General features: G+C 46.9%; 20 protein-coding genes. 15 read left to right on the top strand and 5 right to left on the bottom strand.

Going from position 1 to position 23,397, the window contains the following annotated elements; genetic code table 11:
- Nucleotides 1–158 precede the first annotated feature (158 nt).
- From rpsP to ACEW9O_RS23540, 6 genes are all read left to right on the top strand, one after another.
- Nucleotides 159–689: a 30S ribosomal protein S16 gene (gene rpsP / locus ACEW9O_RS23565; RefSeq protein WP_373552671.1), complete on the top strand. Its 531-nt coding sequence runs from the start codon at nt 159–161 to the stop codon at nt 687–689.
- A 224-nt stretch (nt 690–913) separates the two neighbouring features.
- Nucleotides 914–2,302, top strand: a complete 1,389-nt coding sequence (locus tag ACEW9O_RS23560; RefSeq protein WP_373552670.1) for a hypothetical protein — start codon at nt 914–916, stop codon at nt 2,300–2,302.
- Nucleotides 2,303–2,526: 224 nt separating this feature from the next.
- Entirely contained in the window at nt 2,527–4,716 is a 2,190-nt protein-coding gene (locus ACEW9O_RS23555; RefSeq protein ID WP_373552669.1) for a bifunctional alpha,alpha-trehalose-phosphate synthase (UDP-forming)/trehalose-phosphatase, read from the top strand.
- Nucleotides 4,717–4,821: 105 nt separating this feature from the next.
- Nucleotides 4,822–5,178: a hypothetical protein gene (locus tag ACEW9O_RS23550; RefSeq protein WP_373552668.1), complete on the top strand. Its 357-nt coding sequence runs from the start codon at nt 4,822–4,824 to the stop codon at nt 5,176–5,178.
- A gap of 511 nt (nt 5,179–5,689) precedes the next feature.
- Nucleotides 5,690–8,200, top strand: coding sequence for a PIG-L family deacetylase (locus tag ACEW9O_RS23545; protein ID WP_373552667.1), 2,511 nt, complete (start codon nt 5,690–5,692; stop codon nt 8,198–8,200).
- A 215-nt stretch (nt 8,201–8,415) separates the two neighbouring features.
- Nucleotides 8,416–10,161 carry a sodium:solute symporter gene (locus tag ACEW9O_RS23540; protein ID WP_373552666.1) on the top strand — a complete coding sequence of 582 codons (1,746 nt, stop codon included), beginning with the start codon at nt 8,416–8,418 and terminating at the stop codon, nt 10,159–10,161.
- 153 nt (nt 10,162–10,314) lie between these two features.
- Here ACEW9O_RS23540 and ACEW9O_RS23535 read toward each other — a convergent pair whose 3' ends face one another.
- The gene (locus ACEW9O_RS23535; RefSeq protein ID WP_373552665.1) at nt 10,315–10,662 is read right to left on the bottom strand and encodes a response regulator; all 348 of its coding nucleotides are present in this window, start codon (nt 10,660–10,662) and stop codon (nt 10,315–10,317) included.
- A gap of 305 nt (nt 10,663–10,967) precedes the next feature.
- Here ACEW9O_RS23535 and ACEW9O_RS23530 point away from each other — a divergent pair, with 305 nt between their 5' ends.
- Nucleotides 10,968–11,390, top strand: a complete 423-nt coding sequence (locus tag ACEW9O_RS23530) for a YtxH domain-containing protein (protein WP_373552664.1) — start codon at nt 10,968–10,970, stop codon at nt 11,388–11,390.
- Between the two features lie 162 nt (nt 11,391–11,552).
- Complete coding sequence (locus ACEW9O_RS23525) at nt 11,553–11,705, top strand: hypothetical protein (protein ID WP_373552663.1); 153 nt, start codon at nt 11,553–11,555, stop codon at nt 11,703–11,705.
- On the opposite strand, the gene ACEW9O_RS23520 is transcribed toward ACEW9O_RS23525, so the two are convergent.
- Nucleotides 11,692–12,126, bottom strand: coding sequence for a response regulator (locus tag ACEW9O_RS23520; RefSeq protein WP_373552662.1), 435 nt, complete (start codon nt 12,124–12,126; stop codon nt 11,692–11,694). The two genes, ACEW9O_RS23525 and ACEW9O_RS23520, sit on opposite strands and share 14 nt — an antisense overlap.
- 18 nt (nt 12,127–12,144) lie before the next feature.
- A complete protein-coding gene (locus ACEW9O_RS23515; protein ID WP_373552661.1) occupies nt 12,145–13,548 on the bottom strand; it encodes a CHASE3 domain-containing protein in 1,404 nt (467 codons plus the stop codon).
- A 262-nt stretch (nt 13,549–13,810) separates the two neighbouring features.
- On the opposite strand from ACEW9O_RS23515, the gene rpoN reads away from it, so the two are divergent.
- The 7 genes from rpoN to ACEW9O_RS23480 all read left to right on the top strand — a co-directional run bounded on the left by rpoN (nt 13,811) and on the right by ACEW9O_RS23480 (nt 21,180).
- A complete protein-coding gene (gene rpoN / locus ACEW9O_RS23510) occupies nt 13,811–15,265 on the top strand; it encodes an RNA polymerase factor sigma-54 (RefSeq protein WP_373552660.1) in 1,455 nt (484 codons plus the stop codon).
- A gap of 121 nt (nt 15,266–15,386) precedes the next feature.
- The gene (locus ACEW9O_RS23505) at nt 15,387–16,901 is read left to right on the top strand and encodes a sigma-54-dependent transcriptional regulator (RefSeq protein ID WP_373552659.1); all 1,515 of its coding nucleotides are present in this window, start codon (nt 15,387–15,389) and stop codon (nt 16,899–16,901) included.
- A gap of 6 nt (nt 16,902–16,907) precedes the next feature.
- On the top strand, nt 16,908–18,062 hold the full coding sequence (locus ACEW9O_RS23500; protein ID WP_373552658.1) for an ATP-binding protein: 1,155 nt from the start codon (nt 16,908–16,910) through the stop codon (nt 18,060–18,062).
- A gap of 11 nt (nt 18,063–18,073) precedes the next feature.
- Nucleotides 18,074–19,135 carry an ATP-binding protein gene (locus ACEW9O_RS23495; RefSeq protein WP_373552657.1) on the top strand — a complete coding sequence of 354 codons (1,062 nt, stop codon included), beginning with the start codon at nt 18,074–18,076 and terminating at the stop codon, nt 19,133–19,135.
- 124 nt (nt 19,136–19,259) lie between these two features.
- Nucleotides 19,260–19,427: a DUF1328 domain-containing protein gene (locus tag ACEW9O_RS23490; RefSeq protein ID WP_373552656.1), complete on the top strand. Its 168-nt coding sequence runs from the start codon at nt 19,260–19,262 to the stop codon at nt 19,425–19,427.
- Between the two features lie 54 nt (nt 19,428–19,481).
- Entirely contained in the window at nt 19,482–19,931 is a 450-nt protein-coding gene (locus tag ACEW9O_RS23485) for a hypothetical protein (protein ID WP_373552655.1), read from the top strand.
- Nucleotides 19,932–20,064: 133 nt separating this feature from the next.
- Nucleotides 20,065–21,180: an AI-2E family transporter gene (locus ACEW9O_RS23480; RefSeq protein WP_373552654.1), complete on the top strand. Its 1,116-nt coding sequence runs from the start codon at nt 20,065–20,067 to the stop codon at nt 21,178–21,180.
- Between the two features lie 81 nt (nt 21,181–21,261).
- Here the strand turns inward: ACEW9O_RS23480 and ACEW9O_RS23475 are convergent, their stop codons facing one another.
- Together ACEW9O_RS23475 and ACEW9O_RS23470 are read right to left on the bottom strand one after the other, a co-directional pair.
- Nucleotides 21,262–21,930 carry a sterol desaturase family protein gene (locus tag ACEW9O_RS23475; RefSeq protein WP_373552653.1) on the bottom strand — a complete coding sequence of 223 codons (669 nt, stop codon included), beginning with the start codon at nt 21,928–21,930 and terminating at the stop codon, nt 21,262–21,264.
- 159 nt (nt 21,931–22,089) lie between these two features.
- Nucleotides 22,090–23,274, bottom strand: coding sequence for a PLP-dependent cysteine synthase family protein (locus ACEW9O_RS23470; protein WP_373552652.1), 1,185 nt, complete (start codon nt 23,272–23,274; stop codon nt 22,090–22,092).
- Nucleotides 23,275–23,397: the final 123 nt, after the last annotated feature.

Raw genomic sequence — 23,397 nt, 5'->3', positions numbered from 1 at the left:
AGCCATCTAGGACGGCTACTTCCCAAATTCCTTAGTAAATAAACGTCTAAAACCTTGTATAACTCCTGAAATCATATTACATTTGCCGCGCTCAGGACCTACCGCTTGTTCGCCAAGGTAAGTAGGTCATGGTTTAACCTTGTAATTGTTAACCAACAATGGCTGTTAGAATTAGATTGCAGCGCATGGGCCGCAAAAAACGCCCATTCTACCAAATTGTGGTAGCCGATTCTCGCTCTCCTCGTGATGGACGTTTCATCGACAACCTGGGATCTTACAACCCAATGACCAAGCCTGCCACTATCGAAATCGATCGTGACCGCGCTTATGATTGGGTGAGCAAAGGTGCTCAGCCTACCGATACCGTTCGTGCGATCTTGCGCTTCAAAGGAGTCTATTACCGCAAGCACCTCATGCGTGGGGTTGCCAAAGGTTCAATGACCATTGAAGAAGCAACTGAGAAGTTCCAAGCTTGGGTTGATGCCAAGGAGTCGAAAACCGCTGCTCGTGTACAAAAAACTGCTGATGAGAAAGAAGCTTTCCGTTTGGCAGTATCTGGTGTAGCGAAGGCTAAACCCGTACCCGTAGTAGAAGAGCCAGTAGCTGAAGTAGAAGCAGAAGAAGAAGTGACTGAGGCCGTAGCTGAAGAAACTCCTGCTGAAGAAACCAGCGAAGCACCTGCTGAATAAGCAGCTCCATTCAGGGTTCGGATCCTAAGTTCGAACCCTGAATAAAACTTAAACAAACTCTTGAATCTTTCATTTGGAGATTCGCCCCAAAGGATTTATCTTTGTCCTAATACCGGACAAATTTTGTCCAACCCAACAAGGCTATACTTTAATCATTAATATATCGCGGACCTGGTAGTGCTTTAAGTTGCACTATCAGGTTTGCCTTTAAAAAGAGCAGGCATATGTACGAACTCGATCAGCAATACTTGGAAGAACTGGAAACCATCGCCTCCGAAATTCAAGAATCTGACGAACTGGCCCGGTACCTGGATAGCGAAGAGGAAGAAGACTTCACGCGCCTGAAAGAGTTATACGAACCACGCATCGCCCTTATTTACGAAGCGGTTGCCAAAGACAATCCATTGCAACTCATTTCCTTTGAGTTGGTCTTACTCGACCCGATCTTTGAGGGCTTGTTTTTACCCAAAATTCTGGGGTATTCCGTGTTACGGGGCGAGGTCAATGAGCAGGTCAAGTACGTGCGCCCACAGGAGCACTTCAAGGACATCCTGCTGGCCATTTGTGGCTCTACCAATTTTGAAATCATAAAAAAGCGGATTGGCCAAACCATCCAAATTGGTTTTGCGCTGAGTAGCGATATCTGGATCACCAACCTGATCAACAGCATCACCAACAAACGCATCCGCTATTACCTGCAAGGGCAAAAACTGGATCGTTACCGTCGGGACAGCGATCGTAAGGTGGGCCTGGATCGTTACCATAACCAATTTCGCAACGATCATTTCCATACCGCAGAATTTCCCAACACTGCCGCAGACCTTCCCGTGCTTTTCAACCCACTGAAGAACTTTTTGATTCACCGGGCTTCGGTCAAGGTGAACAATGCCAGTTTGTTGGAACCATTGGACAAGTTTGTGCTCAACGAATCATTGCAAGGCACTACCGAGCACATGCAGGTGATGGCCATTTACGCGATGTTCTACGAACTGAGCGATGCCAGCCGCAAACAACTGAGTAACATTTTTAATAAAGTTCGGGAAAAATCGACTGGATTCAGCGAGCGCTTCTTGCATTTTTTGATGGAATTGCACCATCACCCAGTACTTAAAATTTTGCCCGAGGCAGACAAAAAAATGTCAGCCCTCGTCGATAAAACCTACAACGACAAGTTGAGCGAATACTACCAAGTGCTCGACATCATTCACGATAAAGGCTACATCAACGAAGAAGCACACGAAGCGGTAAAAGTGTTTTACAACAAACATGAAGGCATGTCGACCATCAACGAATGTGTGCGGCAAACCGTTTTCCAATACTTCAATCGTTTCATCAGCAACCTGGAAGAGCGCAATTATCCCGATTTGTTCGACATTTCGAAACAATTCTCGATCTACATGCGCATTTTTGTAAACGAACAGTTCAACCAGGGTTTGAAAGACTTGTCGATGAACTTCGTTACCCGCTCACTGACTCGATTTGTCGACAAGCGGGGTAAGGACTACCAAGACATCAAGAAATTTGTCGCTTCTGTTTTCGTCGATTTCGGCTTCCTCAAGGAAAAAGAAGTAGTCGAAATGTTCAAAACACGGCGGAAGAAAAAGGCAGAATAGGCTATTAAATGGTTAAAGGAAAATATAGGCGGGCCGGATCTTAGGTTCGCCTTTTTCATTTTGGATTTCGAGATTTCGGATTTCGGTCACTGCTTATTTTCGGGAATTTTGATTAATCCCGATTTGGTTTTTAGTTTTGAAAACTAAGTAATGAATGAGTTATAAATGCTAAACGCAAAGCTCCAGCCGAGATCCGAAATCCCGAAATCCGAAAACCTCAATCAATGGGCCGCATCGTCATCATCTCCAACCGACTTCCCCTCACCATTCAGCAAAATGGCGCGGGCTTGAGTTATTCATCTAGCGCGGGAGGCCTGGCTACTGGACTCAACTCTTTGGATGACTCCCTTGAGCGGGTTTGGGTAGGCTGGCCAGGGGAAGAAATCGTCGATCTGGCAACCCAGAATCAGGTGCGCGAAGACCTGCTCAAAACCGGATTGGTGCCCGTTTTTTTGAGTAAAAAAGAAATTGAACTCTACTACGAGGGATTTAGCAACAAAACCATCTGGCCGCATTTTCACTATTTTACCCAGTACACCACCTATCAGGATGAGTATTGGGAGGCTTACAGTTTGGTCAATCAAAAATTTGCGGAAGCCCTCAAACCCATCATCCAACCCGAAGACCTCATTTGGGTTCACGACTATCAGTTGATGTTGCTACCCGCGATGATCCGTGAGTTTGCGCCCCAGAACTCGATTGGTTTTTTTCTCCACATCCCTTTTCCTTCTTACGAGATTTTCCGGGTGCTGCCCTGGCGCGAAGCTTTGTTGAAAGGCCTTTTGGGCGCCGATCAAATCGGTTTCCACACCTTTGGCTACATGCGCCACTTCCTCAGTGCCGCCTATCGTTTGGGCGGGCATGAGCACCTGTACGGCAAACTACGCGTAGGCAATCGCCTGATCAATGTGGACGTTTTTCCCATGGGGATTGATTATGAAAAATACGCTCACCCCGGCATTGATTTGTTTGCCAACGACGATTCGTTTAAAATCAAACAACTGGCCAGGAATCGGCGCATCATCATTTCCATCGACCGACTGGATTATACGAAGGGTATTCCGCAGCGCATCAAGGCTTTTGAACAGTTCATCGAGCGTTACCCAGAATACATTGGTAAGGTTTCGCTGGTGCTGATTGCAGTGCCTTCCCGTTCCAACGTGGACAATTACCGCAAGCTCAAGCAGAGCATCGATACCCTGGTCGGCAAACTCAACAGTGCTTACGGTACTTTTGACTGGATGCCGATCCAATACCTGTACCGCTCCTTGAATTTTAATGAGTTGAGCACCTTGTATCAGGTAGCGGACATCGCGATGATCACACCCCTGCGGGATGGCATGAACCTGGTTGCCAAAGAATACATCGCTGCCAAGGATGAACACAAACATGGAGTGCTCATCCTCAGCGAAATGGCCGGGGCTGCCAACGAATTGAGCTCGGCATTGCTGGTCAACCCCCACGACATCAACAAGATGGCGGAGGTGATCAAACAGGCCTTGGAAATGAACGAAAATGAGCAGGTGTGGCGCATGGAAACCATGCAACAACACATCAAACGCTACAATGTCAAACACTGGGCGAATACTTTTGTGCAGGAACAAAAACGACTCATGGAACAACAACAAGCTTTCAACAATATGGTACTCTTGCATGGCCCCCATCGCAATATCCTGCTGGAAAAATACCGTACTGCCCAGAATCGCCTGATCATCCTGGATTACGATGGCACCCTGATGTCCTTTCATCCTGACCCTCAGGCGGTTGCTCCCGATGCGGATTTGATGCGTTTGTTGAGTCAGTTGAGTAGCATTGTGGGCAACAAATTGATCATCAATAGTGGCCGTGACCACCAAACCCTCCAAACCTGGCTCGGGCCACTCGGCATCGATATGGCTGGCGAACACGGCGTGTGGATCAAACGCAACGGGCAGTGGAAAATCAACCCGGGCTTGTCCAATACCTGGAAAACGGACATCCGCCCCGTACTGGAGCACCTGGTGGAACGTACCCCCGGCTCATTTGTAGAAGAAAAAGATTATTCCCTGGCCTGGCATTACCGCCGCATCGACCGCGACCTGGGTGAAAAACGCGTACGCGAAATCCGCGATGGACTCTTGTACATCACCGCCAACCTCGACCTACAAGTACTGGAAGGCAACAAAGTAGTGGAAGTCAAACACGCCAGTGTGAGCAAAGGCAAAGCGACCCTAAGCTGGCTCAATGAACAGGACTGGGATTTTGTGCTAGCCATCGGCGATGACCGCACGGACGAGGATGTGTTTCGGGTATTGCCGGAAGATCATTCTTTCACGGTGAAAGTAGGGCTGGAGCAGAGTGCAGCCCGGTATACGCTGGCGAATGTGGAAGAGGTAAGGGGATTGTTGGCGGAGCTGGTGACGGCTGGGTTTTAGGTTTTCCGTTTGATTTTCAGCTTTATTGAATCAATTTTTTATATTTGGAAAAATAATCGCCCGGCTGTGCTTATGCTCCCCCTTGTCACCTTAAATCCTAATCATATGAGCGCAGCAGCAAAAACCATTTTTTATTTCTCTATTTATCTGGTAGGCCTGGGACTTACCCTCCTGATTGTCCCGAATATGCTCTTGAACCTATTCCAACTGCCTTCAACCAACGAAGTATGGATTCGGGTCATTGGCATGTTGGTACTTACTCTGGCTTATTATTATTGGGAGGCCGCCAAGTCTGATTTGGTCACTTTTTTCCGCATGACCGTTACTTCTCGTTTGACTGTGATTTTGTTTTTTGGAGCGTTTGTGCTCTTAAAAATGGCAGGGCCAACTTTGATTCTTTTTGGGGTTGTGGATTTGCTGGGCGCGTTGTGGACCCGTCAGGCTTTGCCCAAAAGGAAGTAGCCATTACTTGAATGAAGCTGTTGGTCATGCCGGATAATCAGGACATCACTAAAGCGGCATTTTTTTAGCACAAAGGATAAAAAAGAGGACACAAAGGACACAAAGCGAAGCGCCGTCAACGTCTAACTTTGTGTCCTTTGTGCTACCTCGATGGGTTCTTTGTGTTAATTTTATTTGTGTTGATTTTATATTGAAAATTCGGGATGACTCCTCTTTCACAAACGTTCAATTGTATTTCATTTTCCCCCCATACGCCTTCAAAACGACCCAATACCCATCTTTCCCCAATTTTCTGCATTTCAAAATGTATATTTGCCCGTGACCTCATTTGATTTTTTTGTTCGGCTGCAAATAGCCCATTTTCACCCTAATTTCGTTCCGAAAATGCTCATTTAGTGCTACTAAACTCCGCTTTTCGTGCCTCATTAGGGTAAAAATGGACTTATTTTCGCCAGCTCACAAAAAAATCAAATAAGGTCTCTCGATTTACCGCAACAAAACCGAATCACCTATGCAGCGTTGGCGTATACTCTTTTTGCTTTTGGTATTGACCCTTCCATTTACTTCCATCCGTGCCCAGGCACCCAAACGTTACACCTCCGGGGAAATTTACGAAGCCGTCAAGAAGCTGAATTTTTTAGGTTCAGCCTTGTACATTGCTGCGCACCCCGACGATGAAAATACCCTGTTTATCTCTTATCTTGCCAGTGAGCGCAAGGCCAACGTGGCTTATCTTTCGCTCACGCGTGGTGATGGCGGACAGAACCTGATTGGTCCCGAAATTCGGGAATTGTTGGGTTTGCTGCGTACCCAGGAACTGCTGGCGGCCCGGCGTATTGACGGAGGCAAGCAGATGTTCACTCGCGCCAATGATTTTGGGTTTTCCAAAAATCCTGCCGAAACTTTCCAAACCTGGGATCGCAACGATGTTTTGGGCGACGTCGTATGGGCCATCCGGCAATGGCAACCCGACGTGATCATCAATCGTTTTGACCACCGCACGGCAGGGACTACCCACGGCCACCACACGGCTTCTGCAGTCCTTTCGGTGGAAGCATTTGATTTGGCCAACAACCCTCAGGCTTATCCTGAGCAATTGGCTTACGTCAAGCCCTGGCAACCCCGTCGTACCTTTTTCAACATCTCCTGGTTTTTCTTTGGCAGTCGTGCCGCTTTTGATAAAGCTGATAAATCCAAATTGTTCAGTGTAGAAGCCGGAGGATATTTCCCCAATCTGGGCAAATCCAATACCGAAATTGCTGCCGAAAGCCGTAGTTCGCACCGTTGCCAGGGCTTTGGCTCCATGGGTACCCGGGGTACCAGTCAGGAGTACTTCGAATTCATCAAAGGCGACGAACCCAAAAGTAAAACCGACCTCTTTGAAGGCATCAATACCACCTGGACCCGCGTACCCGGTGGGGCACCCATCGGGGTCATCCTGGCGGCAGTGAAAGCCAAATTTCGCTTCGACAATCCAGTGGCGAGTGTACCCGAACTAGTCAAAGCGTATCAATTGATCGAAAAACTGCCCGACGGCTATTGGAAAAGGGTGAAATTGGTGGAAATCAAAGACGTGATCAAAGCCTGTTTGGGCCTTTACCACGAAACGGCGACTGCCGATTTTTCTGCCGCTCCTGGAGATGAAATGACCATCCGTACCGAGGTCATCAACCGCAGTCCAGCCATCGTGGTATTGGACAAAGTGAGCATCGATCCGATTGGGCTGGATACCGTATTCAACAAGCCACTGGCCAACAATCAGGGACTGATCTGGCCGCGTAAAGTGCGCCTGAACAAAGACATGGCCTATACCAGTGCCTATTGGCTGACTGAGCCCGGTACAACGGGTATGTACGCCGTGAAAGATCAACAAATGCGGGGCAAACCTGAAACGCAACGCGCTTTCAAGGCCCGTTACCACTATAAAATCGCAGGGGTTCCCATCGTCTACGAAACGGACATTGTGTACAAGGATGCAGATCCGGCCAAAGGAGAAATTTACCGGCCTTTCGAAATTATCCCCCCTGTGTTTACTAAAGTGAGTGAAAAAGTATTGGTATTTGCCGACAACGACGCCAAATCGGTAAGCGTGCAAGTAAAAGCAGGGAAAGGAAACATCAGCGGAACCCTCAAATTGGGTGTACCTGCTGGCTGGAAAGTGGAACCCGCTGAGGCCAGTTTCAGCATAGCCAAAAAAGGAGATGAAAAGAGCATCAAATTTATGGTCACACCTCCATCAAGCGCCAGCGAAGGCAAAATTTTCCCGGTAGCGACCATTGATGGGCAGAATTACAGCAAGGAAATGCTCGAAATCAAGTACGACCATATTCCGGCTCAAACCGTGTTGCTCAATGCCGAAGCCAAAGTAGCCCACATCGAGTTGAAAAAAGCGGGGCAATTATTGGGGTACGTAGCTGGGGCAGGAGACGACATTCCCGCCAGCTTGCAGCAGATCGGCTACAAAGTAGACATGCTGAGCGAAAAAGACCTCACTCCCGAAAACCTGGCCAAATACGACGCGGTCATCATGGGGATTCGTGCTTACAATACCATCGACGCTTTAGCCTATCGGCAAACCAATTTGATGGAGTACACCCGCAAAGGAGGTACATTGATTGTGCAATACAATACCAACTTTGAGTACAAAGTCGAAGCCAGTGAATTGGCGCCCTATAAATTGAGTGTGTCCCGTGATCGGGTAACCGATGAAAATGCCGAGGTTCGTTTCCTCAAACCTGAGCACAAAATCTTGAATCAACCCAACAAGATCACAGCCCAGGACTTCAGTGGCTGGGTACAAGAACGCGGCCTGTATTTCCCCAACGATTGGGACAAAACGAATTTTGACGCCATCCTCTCTTCCAATGACCCCGGAGAACCCGCCCGCGATGGCGGCTTGTTGGTGGCCAAATACGGATCGGGGTATTACATCTACACGGGTTATTCCTGGTTTCGGCAATTGCCTGCGGGCGTGCCTGGGGCGTTCCGGCTTTTTGCAAACATGATTTCAATTGGGAAATAAAGGAATGAAGCATGGTTAAATCCGATCCGGTCACTGAGCGGAGCCGAAGTGCCGGATCGGATTTAACCATGCTTCATTCCTTTAAACCTTGTAAATATGCTCGATAGACCACCCTTTTTTAAGTCCTGGAATCAAGTTTATTTCCTGGTCTTTCTGTTCAATGCAATACTGATTGCGCTGTTTTATTTGCTTACTCGATTATTTGCCTGACACCTATGAATTGGATCGATTGGCTGGTGATGCTGGCCACCCTCATTGGAATCGCAGCTTATGGAATCTGGAGAACCCGCCACATCCGTTCTTCGGAAACCCACATGCGCGGCAGCGATGACCTGAATTGGATGGTCATTGGCTTCAACATCATGGCAACCCAAGCCAGTGCGGTCACCTTCCTCTCCTTGCCCGGCCAGGCTTACGAAGATGGCATGCGCTTTGTGCAGTTTTATTTTGGTCTGCCCTTGGCCATGATTTTTTTGAGCATTTTTGTCATTCCGTACTACTATAAGCTCAAGATATACACCGCTTATGAATACCTGGAAAAACGTTTTGGCGTGAATACCCGGGTGTTTACGGCGCTTTTGTTTTTGATACAGCGAGGTTTTTCCACCGGCTTGTCCTTTTTTGCTCCTTCGATCGTGATGTCGCAATTGTTGGGCTGGTCGCTGAATTTTACCATCTTGTTTATTGCTGGGCTGATTTTAGCCTACACCTACGTGGGTGGCTACAAAGCGGTAAGTTACACCCAAACCCTCCAGTTTTCGGTGATTTGGCTGGGCCTGTTTATGGCGGCGGGGATCGTTTTTTTTCAGTTGCCTTCCGACGTACATTTCAGTGATGCGTTTAGCATTGCGGGTAAAATGGGCAAAGTCAACCTGGTAGATTTTGAGTTTGATTTATCCAATCGATATAATTTTTGGTCGGGGATCATCGGGGGGGCCTTTTTGGCCATTTCCTATTTTGGTACCGACCAGTCGCAGGTTGCGCGTTATTTGGGGGGTAAGTCCCTGTCCGAGGGGCGTTTGGGGTTGATGCTGAATGCGATGATCAAAGTGCCCATGCAATTCCTAATTCTGGGGGTTGGGGTATTGGTTTTTGTGTTCTACCTATTCAATCAAGCTCCATTGCACTTCAACGCCAACAACGTGAGCCGCTTGAGTGGCAGTGCGGCGGAGCAGTACCAGGTGTTGGAAACCCAGCAAAAAGTGGTTTTTGAACAACGCCGTACCGCCGTTGATCAAATGATGCAGGCCATGCGCAGTGGGGATGATCAGGGCACTGCTTTGGCGCAGGCGGAGGTCGAAACCTTACACCGCACCGAATTGCAACTGCGGGAAGACGCCAAGGCCCTGATTAAAGACCATGTGCCCAATGCGGCTACCAAAGATACCGACTACGTTTTTATCTCCTATGTTTTGAAATACATGCCCATCGGGGTGATTGGTTTGCTGTTGGCCATGATTTTGGCTGCCGCTTGTTCTTCGGGTGCTTCGGCGATCAATGCCCTGGCCACCACTACGGTGATCGACATTTACCAGCGCTTGTACAAACCCGAAGCCAGCGATCGGCATTATTTGCGGATGTCCAAATTTTTCGTAGCAGCCTGGTGTTTGATTTCCCTGGCTTTTGCCTTTTCCGCCCAATTGTTCGACAATTTGATCCAGGCGGTTAATATCATCGGTTCTATCTTTTACGGCGTCATCCTTGGAGTATTCCTGGCAGCTTTTTTCCAGCCTAAGGTAAAAGGCCAGGCGGTTTTCATTGCCGCTATTTTGACCCAAATCATCGTCATTGTGGTATATGTGCTCAGTGAGTACAAAATCGACTTGAACCTGTTCGGCTGGGTTATTCCTGTACGGGTGGCGTACTTGTGGTTGAATTTGATTGGCTGTTTGTTGGTGATGGGGATTGCGGGGTTGTTGCAGGGGATATTTCCCGAAAAAGACAAAGTCATTGTCGAATAAGGGGCGATAAAAAAATAAGTGTTCATTTTGCCAAAGGGTTAGATTAGTAAACGGTTCATTTTAAGTGCCTTATCTAACCCTTTGGCTCAAGAAAAATGAACATTTATTTTTGCCCCACTACTAAGCCATAGTGGAGGTAGAGGAATTTTACTTCTACCTCCGCATCACTTCCCGAATCATCCCCAAATTCAAGGGCTTCCCCAAAAAAATATCCGCTCCTGCCACAATCGCCTCACGGTGCAAATCCATGGCACTGAACAAAATAACGTACATCTCCGGATTGATGGATTTGAATTTTTCGACAAAATCCAGCCCTAAGCCATCCGGCAAATTATTGTCCAGCAAAAGGATGTCTGGTCGCAGGCGTTCAGCTACCTGCACGGCCTCTTCAAGTAAATTGGCACATTCCACGGTTTTAAATTCCCGCCGAAAACTGCGTTTCAAAAGCAGACATACATCTTCTTCGTCATCAACAATAAGTAAACTTCTATGGTCTTCCATGGGTATTTGTATCTAATAGACCTTGTGTGTTCTAGCAGTCTAATCACCTTACTAAGCAAAAGTCATTCCCGCGTTGATTTGATGAAAATACAACAAAACAGCCAAAATCTAGCCAATTTTTGTTCTTAATCTTCTCATTGTGGTTGATTTTCCACAGTTTTCTACATAACGCCCTAACATCGCCACACTTTACATCTGGCATGATATTCTTGGTAGATTAGTCGTAAGCAAGATAAAAAAGCAGGTCATTGCTAATGGCCTTGTCACCATCCTTGCACTTATCGTTCACATAAAATATCCATGTCATGTCTAACAAGAATCTGTTAACGTCCTTTATCACCGGTGCTGCAACTGGTGCAATTTTGGGAATTCTTTTTGCACCAGCTTCTGGTAAAGAAACCCGTAAAAAGATTGTGAAAGCAAAACAACAATCGGCAGAATACCTGGACGAGCTAGTTGAAGAAGGTAAAAAAAGTTGGTACAACACCAAAGGTAAGCTGGAATCGGGTGCTGGAGTTGCCGCCGATGAACTGAACGACTTCATCAGCCACATTCTGAGAACAGGAGAAAGCTGGTGGACAAAAACCAAAGATAAAACCTCAAACCTAGTAGACAAAGCCGAAAATACCCTGGAGGACATCGCTCAGGACGGCAAAAAGAGTGTAAAACAAGTGGTCAAAGAAGGCCGTTCCAGCACCAATGACGTACATCCCCATTTTTCTAAATAAAGTCTATTAGATAAGCGAGGATATTTCATCTTTTTGAGTGCGTTGTTGCCAGGGGCTTAGCCCCCGGCAATTTTTTTTAGTCCATAAAGCAGTCAACTAACCTTACAGCTAGCCAAACTGACGATCAGCGCATTGCCGATTCAGTGGGCGAAGCACCCAGCCGTGGCTACAGGGATTCGTTTGGCCATGCCCTGGTTGCTGGAGAAAATGAGCGATTTAAAGGATTCATTAGGGCAGGTCATTTCCTGGGATGGGGTCCAAGAAACGCTGGAGGATACGCTAGCGGGTGTACAGCGCGCCTTTAAACAAACGTAACGACGTCGAACCAGTATTTCCCCAAAATTTTGGTGACTTCTACCAAATTGCTGAAAGAAGAAGGTTTAGAAATAAAGGAACTGGCCCCCAAACTATAGGATTTGCGCACGTGTTCTGGCGATTTTGAAGTCGTCAGAATCACCACGGGAATGTGTTTAAACAGCGGGGATTGTTTAAGCTCATTCAACACTTGCCAACCATTTTTTTTAGGCATATTCAAATCCAATAAAATCAGATCGGGCAATTGCTCAGTGCTGGTTTCGGGCTGAATTTGTTTATCCAGGTAGCTGAAGATTTCATCGCCATCGGAAACGTAATTTAAGCGGCAGGGAGTTTCACTTTCCTCAAATGCCGTTTGTAGGAGATAACGATCGTCTGGATCGTCGTCGACGAGCAGGATGCAGAAGGTTTTTTTGGGCATGTGATTTGGTTTTTTGGGTTACAGCGGGAAAAAAAGAGAAAAAGTACTGCCGCGGTTTAGTTCACTTTTTACAGCAATATAGCCATTGTGGTTCAACATGATTTTTTTACAAATGGCCAAGCCAATTCCGGTTCCAGGTAGCTCTTTGTCCTTATTTAAACGATGGAAAAGCTCAAAGATTACGTGCATATGTTTTTTGTCGATGCCAATGCCATTGTCACTAAAATTGACCTTATAAAAAGTGTAATCGTGATCGGTATCATCCACCCCCGGGATTTCAAAACCTGCCACAATGGATGAACTAAGTTGGATGTGTAAAGGTACATCCGCTCGTGAAAACTTGAGGCTATTGCTCATCAGGTGGGTAAACAACAAATGCAACTGAATCGGATTTCCTTCAACGTTGGGAAGGTCGTCGGCTAGTTGAATTTGAGCAGATCGCTGGGCAATTTCTTCAGAATGTTCCTCATGTACTTTTTGGAGGATGTTAGGGATAGAAATTTCGCTAAAGGATTGTTGTTCTTCTGCTTTGCCAAGCGTTGTATAGGTCGTTAAATCCTGAATCAAGTCACTGATCTCAACAGCAGCAGCGCTGAGTTTTTGCACCAAAAACTGCACTTCAATTGGCAAATCGCCCTGGTGTTTTTGTTGAAGCCGATCGCTGAAAATAGTGAGCTTGCGCAGCGGTTCCTGAAGATGATGGACACTGACAAAATTAAAATCATCGAGTTGGGCATGGCTACGTTGCAACTCACTGAGGTTGCGCAAGAGTAGTTTTTCCGTTTTGAGCCGTCGAAATAATTCCTGCACCATTTTGAAAAAAGTACCTGCAAATAAAGCCAGGCTCAACCCAAAAGAAAGCACTAGTGCGATGGTGGACCGGAGCGCGAACTTGACTTTGTACAAATTCAAACTGGGCATTTCAGCCAATTCCTGGTTTTTCATATTGCCGATCAGAATCCGGACTGTATCCATCGTGGCCTTACCCCGGCGCATGTAAATGGTTTTTAAGTGAGGGTCAATATGGGGCGGAGCCAGAGCGGCATTGAGGGATTTGCGGGAATAATAAATGCGTTTTTGTACCAACACATGCAACTTATTTGCCCATTGCTGCTGAGCTTTGGTGTCTGGGAGCAAAGAGTCCAGGCGATGCAATTCCAGCGGCAAGGCCACCACCGCATGGTCGAAAGGAGCTAAAAACGATGAATCCCGGGTGATGATGTACCCTCTTTGGCCCACTTCAATGTCTTTGAGCAAAGAGAGCACGTTTTCGGTACTTTGTAAAATTTCATAATTGTGCTCTTGTACCCGGGTTGCCTTATTCCAGTTTTGAAAGGTACGATACCAATAAGCCCCAACTCCTGCGAGGAGCAAGATGGAAGCAAAAAATCCGACAAAAAGGTAAACCAGCGAAGGCTTCATTCAAATTAGGGAATAAGAGCAGCGAGCCATAACTTGTACATCGCCTCTAAAACTACGACAGGACGTGGAGAAATATTGGAAATGGTCCACTTTCTTTCTGAAAAAAGAAAATAGGTGTATATAAAAAACAGCGTTGAGCCGATGTTCAGGGACTGAGTAGTTTTATTTTTTTAAAAATCCCCAAAGTGTAGAATTAATGCCACAAAAAACCTCAACTTGGGGTGTACTTTAACCTTGGCATGCTTTTTTTTGTTAACCAAGTATGCTACGTCAAAACCAACACTTCAGCCAAAAGCAGTTGCTCAAACTGTCGCCGCAGCAAATCCAGTTGCTAAATTTTATCCAATTCAATGCTCTTGAATTGGAACAGAAAATTTATGATGAGTTGGAAGAAAATCCAGTGTTGGAAAGCAATACAACCAATTCAAGCCTCGATATGGATACGGAGCGCTCCGCAGAAATGGATACCCGGATCGATGACGAGCGTGGCGGATTCCTGGAAGGTTACCAGCAAGAGGACTTTATTCCCGATTACCGGACCCGAACCGAGGAAAAATCGAATGCTGAATTCCCTTTTTTGGGCAATTTGGTAGAACAAAGTGATTTCCGCGATGCACTGCGCCAACAATTGACGATGCTCTCCCTGTCCGAACGAGCACTACTCCTGACCCATTACCTGATCGACAATCTGGATGATGACGGCTACCTGCGGATTTCCCTGGAAGACATTATGGACAATCTGGCTTTTGCCCAACAGCTTTACGCAACGGAAGACGAATTGCTAGAGCAATTGGAAACGCTGCAATCGCTCGAACCCGTCGGGGTAGGAGCTCGGAATCTGCGTGAATGCATCTTGCTACAGATTGAAAACAAACCCAATCAAACCCCCTACATTCAAAGCGCCTGGAAAATTATCAATACCCATCTGGAAGATTTGGGCGCACACCACTACGATCAGATCAAAACGGCTTTACACATCAGCAGCGATGAACTGAAACACGCGATAGAACTGATCACCAAATTGAACCCTAAACCCGTTGGCGACAACGGCGCAATGTTGTATAAAAACCAAAACATCATTCCCGAATTTCTGGTGGAACAAAATGAAGCAGGACTTTTTAACGTCTCTTTGATGAAGGGCAGTCCTGAACTGCGCTTGAGCAGTGCAATGATGGACAAGTTGGAGCAATTGCGCAAGGCCAAACGCCAGGGTGCTGAAAAAGACAACCATGGTTACCTGAAATCAAAAATGGATGCGGCAGTATGGTTCATTGAAATGATTCGGATGCGGGAAAACTCCATGCTCCTATCCATGCAAGGCATCGTACAATTACAGCCTAAATATTTTCAAAGTGGAGACCCCAAACAGTTGCGGCCAATGGGCTTGAAAGACATCGCGGCCATAACTAGTTTTGATGTATCGACCATATCTCGTGTGACCAGCACCAAATATGCTCAAACCGATTTTGGCATTGTCCACCTCAAATCCCTGTTCAACCAGGGCATCGCCAACACCGACGGAGACCTGGTGACCAACAAAGAAATCATGGACGCCCTCTCCTCCATCGTTGCCGAAGAAGACAAAAACAACCCCATTTCTGATCAGGACATTGTAGCAAAACTGGCCGAAAAGGGATATGTTTTGGCCCGACGAACCGTGGCCAAATACCGCGAAATTTTACATTTACCCGCTGCAAAAATGCGCAAGGGGCAATAATAAAATAAGTGTTCATTTTGCTGTGGGATTAGATGAGTAAACGGTTTAACTTAAGTGTCTTATCTAATCCTATGGCTCAGAAAAAATGAGCATTTGTTTTTGCCCCACAACCCAGAAGAGTATGAGCCAAGCAAAAATTTTGACCATCGACGACGATTTGGATTTGTGTCTGCTTTTGCAGCGCTTCCTGACGCGCAAAGGTTACGAAGTAGCCACGGCCCACAGTGGAGCTGCGGGTATGGCGGCAGCCAAAGCCCAGGTATTCGATTTGGTAATTACCGATTTTCGCTTGGGTGATATGGAAGGCAGCCAAGTGCTGGCCCATTTTCGCGAACATCATCCTGATCTCCCCGTACTCGTGATGACGGGGTATTCCGATATCCGCACCGCCGTCAATGTGATGAAGCAAGGTGCGCTGGATTACATCACCAAACCCATTGTACCGGATGAAATTCTGCTGAGCATTGAACGGGCTTTGGCTTCGCCAAAAACTCCGGTGCAGCCTGAATCTAATGCCAACTCAGAGGCCAATATCGGAGTTAAAATATCTAAAAGCCGTGCCAACAGCAGCCCCGCCCCGCAGGGATACATCGTTGGGCAAAGCCCAATGGCACAAGCTCTGTACAAACAAATTGACCTGGTTGCCCCCACCAATTACAGTGTGATCATATATGGTGAAAGTGGCTCGGGCAAAGAATCGGCTGCCCGCATGATTCACGATCGCAGCCCACGCAAAAACCAACCCTTTGTTGCCATGGATTGTGGCGCCATTTCCAGGGATTTGGCCAACAGCGAATTGTTTGGGCATGAAAAAGGAGCCTTCACTGGTGCCGTACAAACCAAAATTGGGCATTTTGAAATGGCCAATGGCGGTACCTTGTTTTTGGACGAAGTAGCCAACCTGCCTTACGATGTGCAGGTTTCCCTCTTGCGGGTAGTGCAAGAACGGAAAGTGAAACGCATCGGCGGCGGCAAGGAAATCAGCCTGGACGTGCGCATCATCGTAGCCAGCAACGAGCGTTTGTTTGAAGCAAGTAAAAAAGGAAAATTTCGGGAGGATCTTTTCCATCGCTTCAATGAGTTCAGCATCGAGATGCCTTCTTTGCGCGAACGGCGGGAAGATGTCATTGTGTTTGCCCAACAGTTCTTGCAACAAACCTCCGCAGAACTCCAGCGCAACATCAGCGGATTCACCCCCGAAGTGGAACAACTTTTTTTGAACTACCCCTGGTATGGCAACATTCGAGAACTCAAAAATGTGATCAAACGCGCCACCTTGTTGACCGACGGCCCTTTGGTGGAATCCAAATGCCTGCCTTTTGAAATTACGCATTACGCCCGCCTGGGAATGGAGGATAAAATTGAAACAAACCCTTCAGCCCCAGAACAACAAACTGGATACCGTACAGATGAGGCACTTCCGGTCGAAACCCCGAATTTGAGTTCCTTACCCCTACCTGAAGCAACGCCGATTCCTGCCCATACCGACCTAAAATCCATTGCCCAGGGCGCTGAATACCAGATGATCATGCAGGTGCTGTACCAAACCCGCTTCAATAAAAGTAAAGCAGCTCAATTGTTGGGGGTTGATCGAAAGACCCTGTACAACAAGCTGAAAATGTACAACATCAAATAGTACAACATGAAAAATTCTACCCAGCCTGAAACAACAGTAGACGAGAGCGCAAGGATGCTCAAATTGTATCAACTTTTAGCCACTTCGTTGGCCGATAATGAAATTTTCCTCTTTGATCAAGATTTCAAAATCATCATGACCGAGGGAAGTCCACGTTTTGTACGCCTGCAAGCCGAGGAAAATTTTGTGGGCAAAAACCTTCACGAACTCATTGAAAGTGGCAAGTTTTCTTTTTTAAAAGATCCAGTCACTACCCTTTTTCAAAACAATAGTCGGTACGATTCCGAGCACGAAATTGAGGGGAGTTTTTACACGACGGCTATTTATGCTGCAGAACATGAACCAGCCGAGGATAAAAAATTTATAGGGGTTTTGCTCATCAAAGACATCACCGCCCTGACCCGCAAACAGCGCGAGCTCGAACTACTCAACAAACGCATCGACCGCTCGAACCAGGAGCTGGAAAACTTTGCCTACGTCGCTTCCCATGACCTGCACGCCCCCTTGCGCAAAATTCAATCCTTTGGCAAATTGTTGTCGGACCGTTACGCCGAAGCCCTCACTGGACAGGGCCAAGTGTACCTGGAGCGCATCCTGGACTCGACCAAACGGATGGAGCGCTTGCTTGATGATTTGTTGTCGTTTTCACGGTCTACCCGTAGCGATGGTGGGATGGTGCCCACGGATTTAGGGCAGGTTTTGCAGGATGTCTTAACGGACAATAACCTCCTTGATCAGCCCGAAATTACTTTGAATATTCCCACGGAACTTCCCGTGATCCGGGCGGTACCTTCCCAAATGCAGCAACTTTTTCAAAACCTGTTGGACAACGCCTGTAAGTTTAAACACCCGGATGTCCCCACCGTGATTGACGTTCGTTACCGCCGGGCCACTACTGCCGAACTGCCCGAGCTTGAGTTGTGGACGGAGGCCGAGTATTGCGTGCTGGAATTTGCCGACAATGGGATTGGTTTTGATCAGGAAAATGCAGAAAGGATTTTCAACATTTTTCAACGATTGCACGGTGTTTCTGAATACCAGGGATCCGGAATTGGCCTGGCCATTTGCAAAAAGGTAGTGGACAACCATCGAGGTGTCATCAAAGCTACTGGAGTACCAGGCGCAGGAGCAATATTTACCATCGTTTTACCTTTTGAATAAAAAAACTCAACATGGCTCAAACATTGGCGGTACTCATTGTAGATGACGATGAAGATGATTTTTTTCTTACCTCTGAATATTTGAATCGCATCACCGGACAGGATTTTACCATTTCTTGGGCTCCTTCCTACGACCAGGCTTTGCAGTTGTTTTCCACCCAACATTTCGACCTCTGTTTTTTTGATTACCTCCTGGGTTTTCGTACTGGCTTGGATCTGGTTGCGGTGGCCAGGGAATTGGACCTGCGGGCACCCATTATTTTGTTGACCGGAAAAGGGGATACCCAGGTTGATGTGCAAGCCATCCGTTCAGGAGTAGCTGATTATCTGGAAAAACACGAGCTGGATTCCAAAAAACTGGAGCGAAGCATTCGTTACACCCTCGAGCGCAGCAAAGCAGCAGAAGAGTTGATGCGGGCAGAAAAACTGGCCGCAACCGGGCGATTTATGCGCACCCTTGGCCACGAGATTCGCAATCCCTTGACCAATATCGACCTGGCTGTTGGCCAATTGTTACTGGAAAACAAAGACCCCGAATTGGCAGATTACCTGGAAATCATTGAGCGCAACAGCAAACGCATCGGTCTATTGGTTACTGAGTTGTTACAAACCAGCAACCCTGGCCAGCTCACTTTACAAGCTGTTACCATACACGAGGTGCTGGAGCAAACCCTTGAAATGGCTGCGGACCGCATTGCTTTAAAAAACATCAAATTAGTCAGAGCTTATCAACCGGAGCAGGAAATTATCCAGGTTGACCTTGAAAAATTGAAAATAGCACTACTCAACATCATCATCAACGGGGTTGAAATCATGGAAGCAGGCCAGGGTGAATTGACCATTCGAGTCCTGAATTTTCCCCAACAGGTTGGAATCGTGATCCGGGACAATGGCCCCGGAATTCCTCGGGAAGTTCAAAATCGCATTTTTGAACCCTATTTTTCCAACAAAGTCAATGGGGTAGGGCTGGGCCTGGCTGGTGCCCTCAGCATTGTACAATTGCACGGCGGCAACATCGAAGTACAATCCAGCGAAGGCCAGGGTGCCACCTTCACCGTTTGGTTGAAACGGTAATCGGCCTATCAATGCCCCGAAATTCCACACAATTCCCCACTTTGTCGCTGCTTTTCACCAATCAATTCGTGGTATAGCTTTTTTACCAGAGAAGGTATTAAACCACCTTCAAAATTGAAATGCCATGATACGTTGGTCAATCACCTTTCTCATCATCGCCATTATTGCAGCAGTGTTTGGATTTGGCGGTATTGCCGCTGGCGCGGCTACTTTTGCCAAAATCCTCTTCTTTATAGCCATTGCAGTGTTCATCATTACGCTGATCGCTGGGCGTGGACGAACGAATGTGTAAAACCACGGCCCCCTTTGAACACTGTTTAATCATCCATTCCTGAAATTGTTTACTATGAAAAAGAGAGCCATTATTTTTGTGTTGTTAATTGCCTTAGGCACCATGTGGGTATTTTCAAGTACCACCTCCTGCCAAAATCAGAATAAATCCGCTGAAGCTGCTCAGGAAGACCTGGACCGTGCTGGCGAAAACCTCAAAGACGCCGCTGAGGATGTTGGTCAGGCCATGCGCACTGAGCGCGACGAATTGGCTGAAAACATGCGCCAACAAGGCCGTGAACTAGACCAGGCTATTGCCGAACTGGATCAAAAAATCGAACAAGCCTCGGAAAAGGAAAAGGTGCGGTGGATAGAACGCCGCAATGCCCTGGAACAAGATCGTCAGGAATTGAATAAAGACCTGAATCGGATCGGTGACAACATCGGAGAAGGTTGGGCTGATTTCAAAAATAGCGTCGCCTACCGTATGGAGCGCATCGCCGACAATCTCAAAACCAAGGATTAATGGGTTTTAGGTTTACTAAACTTCAAAAGTTTAGTAAACCTAAAAAGAAATTTTAGTCAGCAGCACACAGTACAGTTTGAGAGGCCGCCTCGGAGCTGGGCGGCTTTTTTTTCTTAACTTTAAAGCACTCCTCATGATTGGATCGTCTGCCGAAACCTCGCCATTTTATCTGCGTGTGACTTGCTTTTTGCTTTCCATAGCTTTGTTGTTGTGCGGATTGTACTGGGCACAATCGATCCTGATCCCCTTGTTGTCGGCTACACTCCTGTCCTTTTTGGTTTTGCCGATTGTGTGGAAATTAGAACGTTGGCGGCTCCCTACCTGGTTTGCTGGGCTGGTGGGCGTATTGGCAGTGCTTGCAATGGGAACAGCTATGTTTGGCTTTTTATCCTGGCAAATTTTGTCGTTTACCAGCGATATGCCCATGATGCAAAGCGCCCTGGAAGAAAAAGGATCCTATATCTCAACATACATTGAACAGCATTTTAACGTGAGCCGCGAAACGCAGTCCAACTGGCTGCGCAAAAAAACGGACAGCATCATTGATGAAGGCGCAAATAGTGCCATGAACATATTTACAGCAACGGGTGCGGCGGTAGCCGGGCTGGCGCTAATCCCGTTTTTTATGTTTTTTATGTTGCTGTACCGAGAAAAATTCAAAAAGTCAATTGAGTTCCTTGCCCCCGAAAGCCATCAAAAAGTACTGGAAATTATTCGTAAAGTTTCGCATGTATCCCAACAGTATCTTCAAGGGATGTTGCTGATGATATTGATCCTCAGTGTATTGGGCTCGATTGGCTTTTTGCTCCTGGGCTTGAAATTCGCCATCTTGCTGGCCTTTATTGCAGCAGTGCTCAACGTTATTCCTTATGTGGGCGTCATGATTGGCAGCCTGATTCCCGTAGCCGTTGCCCTGGTGACCAAAGAATCGCCCATGTACGCGGTGGGTGCTTTCGGGGTGTGTATCCTTGTGCAATTTTTGGACAATAATTTCATTACCCCCAAAATTGTCGGCTCCAGCGTCAACCTTAATCCACTTAGTTCTTTGCTGGCCTTACTCATGGGCGGCTTGATTTGGGGGCTTCCAGGCATGGTTTTTGCCATTCCCACCGCAGGTATCTTTAAGGTCATTTGTGACAACGTGGAGCAATTGCGCTTGTACGGTTTTTTACTGGGAGAGGAAGCACCTGCGCAGATTCGGAAGTTGAAGTATGCGCGGGGGATGTTTGGGAATAAGGTGAAGGTATAAGCTAGCCGTAATCATAAAAAAATCCGCAGCCAAGCTTCAAAGCCCAACTGCGGATTTTTTTTATTCTTAAAAAACGAAATATCAGAGGTGATCGTTCACCACAATCTCCGCCGTCTTAATCCCCTTCTTCTTCGGCGTAGTCCCAAACACATAATCCCACAACGGTGAAGAAACACCAAACATGGCATCTTCCGGGCTGTAGTGGTGAATGGAGTGGTTGACCCACAAAGCTTTCAGGAAATTATTGGGCGCGCGGAAAATGTGCACCGAATAATGCACCAGCAAGTACATGGCATAACCCACCAGGAATCCCGCCAGGAATGAAAAGGAGTACTTGTCCAGGATCAATTCAAAGATCAACAGCAGGATGGTGGCAATGGTGATGCTCAAAAATGGAGGCATCGCCAAACGTTGTTTGTCCTTTGGATAATCGTGGTGTACCCCGTGCATTTTGTATTGCGCCTCTTTTTTGGCAGGAGTGTCCCCTTCCATGTGGTACACATAGCGGTGAACCAGGTATTCCACATGGGTAAAAACCAACAAACCTGCAAAGAACAAACCCGTTACAACCGGCCAACTCAGGTCCGTTTTTACGATAGTGTAATACAGTAAACAGGCTGAGTACACAAAAAATACCAATACAGGAATGGCGATATGTGTACGGGTAAAACGATCGACCCACTTGTTTTTGAACAGTGGAACCGAAACATCTTCATTCGACAAATACGCTTGTTTTTTCTCAGTCTTCATATGTTAGGTCGGAAATTTGTAAATCCGACGCAAAAATAAGCGCCGGAAATGGAATTGTCAAGGTAATAAAAGTCACCGCTCTAAAGGTTCCAGGGTTCCAAAGTTCCAGAGTTGGAACCCGAACCCTAGAACTTTGGAACCTGGAACCTTGGAACATTTTTACAGTCCCAATGTTTGCCGCGTCAAGCGAATGTATTTTTTGTACTTCAAACGATACGTCCGATAGTATTTGATGTAGCGGTCGCGCATGGCTTCGTAGCTGTAAAAATAAGAGCTGGAGCTGCTGGTTCCTTCCGTAGGTTCCGGATGTTCGTGGTGGATCAGCGGTGGCGTACTGCCCACTGAGCCTGCTGCTTCGGAAGGTACACATTCCATCCAGCCTTGTTCAACCATCCAGTCATCGTTGAATACCTTGCCCAAGTAACGCGAGCCGTGATCTGAGAACAGCGTCACCACCACATCGTTTTCGGTAAGGGTATCCGCAATTTCAAACACTGCCTGCATCGCCGAACCGCTGGAATATCCCACCATCAATCCTTCGTATTTAGCCAAATCCCGCACCTGGAATGCACTGTCTTTGTCAGTCACTTTGATAAAATCATCTATCAACTCAAAGTTCATGTTGTGGGGAATGATGTTTTTCCCCAAACCTTCTACCTTATAAGGTTTGATTTCGTTGGGGTCATATTCGTGGGTTTCCCAGAATTTTTTCAGAACGGAGCCATAAGCATCCACCCCAATGATTTTGATCTTGGGATTTTTTTCTTTCAAAAACTTAGCTGTTCCCGAAAGGGTACCACCGGTGCCCGCACAGCAGACGTAATGGGTGATTTTGCCCTGGGTTTGTGCCCAAATTTCTGGCCCAGTGGAGCGGTAATGCGCTTCAGCGTTGTCCAGGTTGAAGTTTTGAGCCAGATAAAAAGCGTTTGGCGTTTCGTGCGCGATGCGCTCGGCGACTGAATAATAGGAACGAGGGTCCGCAGGCTCTACATCTACCGGGCAGATGACGACATCCGCACCCATTGATTTGAGGAGGGAAATTTTTTCCTGCGAGGCTTTGCTCGTCAGGGTAAGGATGCAGCGGTAACCTTTGATGGCGCTTACCATTGCGATACTGAAACCCGTGTTGCCAGAAGTTGCTTCTATAATCGTACCACCCGGTTTGAGCTTGCCGCTGCGCTCCGCTTCTTCAATCATGAATAGGGCGATGCGATCTTTGGCACTTTGCCCCGGGTTGTAGGATTCAACTTTTGCGAATACCTTGGCTGTAATTCCCTGCGCAATACGATTCATGCGAATCAGTGGGGTATTGCCTATGGTCGCCAGAACGTTTTCGTAATGCATAAGCGCTCTTTTGTTTAAATAAATAGTTAAGGTTAAGGCACATTATCAGGCAAGTTCACGGGAAATCAAGAACAAAAATAGTAAAAAATATTTAGTTGAATATCATCCCAATGTTTTAGTGAG

Source organism: Haliscomenobacter sp., assembly GCF_041740695.1.
GTDB lineage: Bacteria > Bacteroidota > Bacteroidia > Chitinophagales > Saprospiraceae > Haliscomenobacter.
The sequence above is the reverse complement of the archived record's forward strand: the minus strand, read 5'-3'. Positions and strand labels throughout refer to the sequence as shown.

Bases quoted from the DNA above. Each gene is read 5' to 3' on its own strand.
- ACEW9O_RS23500 (WP_373552658.1), top strand. From the start codon at position 16,908: ATGAAAAATTCTACCCAGCCTGAAACAACAGTAGACGAGAGCGCAAGG.
- ACEW9O_RS23530 (WP_373552664.1), top strand. From the start codon at position 10,968: ATGTCTAACAAGAATCTGTTAACGTCCTTTATCACCGGTGCTGCAACT.
- ACEW9O_RS23550 (WP_373552668.1), top strand. From the start codon at position 4,822: ATGAGCGCAGCAGCAAAAACCATTTTTTATTTCTCTATTTATCTGGTA.
- ACEW9O_RS23470 (WP_373552652.1), bottom strand. From the start codon at position 23,274: ATGCATTACGAAAACGTTCTGGCGACCATAGGCAATACCCCACTGATT.
- ACEW9O_RS23555 (WP_373552669.1), top strand. From the start codon at position 2,527: ATGGGCCGCATCGTCATCATCTCCAACCGACTTCCCCTCACCATTCAG.
- rpsP (WP_373552671.1), top strand. From the start codon at position 159: ATGGCTGTTAGAATTAGATTGCAGCGCATGGGCCGCAAAAAACGCCCA.
- ACEW9O_RS23545 (WP_373552667.1), top strand. From the start codon at position 5,690: ATGCAGCGTTGGCGTATACTCTTTTTGCTTTTGGTATTGACCCTTCCA.
- ACEW9O_RS23515 (WP_373552661.1), bottom strand. From the start codon at position 13,548: ATGAAGCCTTCGCTGGTTTACCTTTTTGTCGGATTTTTTGCTTCCATC.
- ACEW9O_RS23480 (WP_373552654.1), top strand. From the start codon at position 20,065: ATGATTGGATCGTCTGCCGAAACCTCGCCATTTTATCTGCGTGTGACT.
- ACEW9O_RS23520 (WP_373552662.1), bottom strand. From the start codon at position 12,126: ATGCCCAAAAAAACCTTCTGCATCCTGCTCGTCGACGACGATCCAGAC.
- rpoN (WP_373552660.1), top strand. From the start codon at position 13,811: ATGCTACGTCAAAACCAACACTTCAGCCAAAAGCAGTTGCTCAAACTG.
- ACEW9O_RS23495 (WP_373552657.1), top strand. From the start codon at position 18,074: ATGGCTCAAACATTGGCGGTACTCATTGTAGATGACGATGAAGATGAT.
- ACEW9O_RS23485 (WP_373552655.1), top strand. From the start codon at position 19,482: ATGAAAAAGAGAGCCATTATTTTTGTGTTGTTAATTGCCTTAGGCACC.
- ACEW9O_RS23505 (WP_373552659.1), top strand. From the start codon at position 15,387: ATGAGCCAAGCAAAAATTTTGACCATCGACGACGATTTGGATTTGTGT.
- ACEW9O_RS23490 (WP_373552656.1), top strand. From the start codon at position 19,260: ATGATACGTTGGTCAATCACCTTTCTCATCATCGCCATTATTGCAGCA.
- ACEW9O_RS23475 (WP_373552653.1), bottom strand. From the start codon at position 21,930: ATGAAGACTGAGAAAAAACAAGCGTATTTGTCGAATGAAGATGTTTCG.
- ACEW9O_RS23540 (WP_373552666.1), top strand. From the start codon at position 8,416: ATGAATTGGATCGATTGGCTGGTGATGCTGGCCACCCTCATTGGAATC.
- ACEW9O_RS23560 (WP_373552670.1), top strand. From the start codon at position 914: ATGTACGAACTCGATCAGCAATACTTGGAAGAACTGGAAACCATCGCC.
- ACEW9O_RS23535 (WP_373552665.1), bottom strand. From the start codon at position 10,662: ATGGAAGACCATAGAAGTTTACTTATTGTTGATGACGAAGAAGATGTA.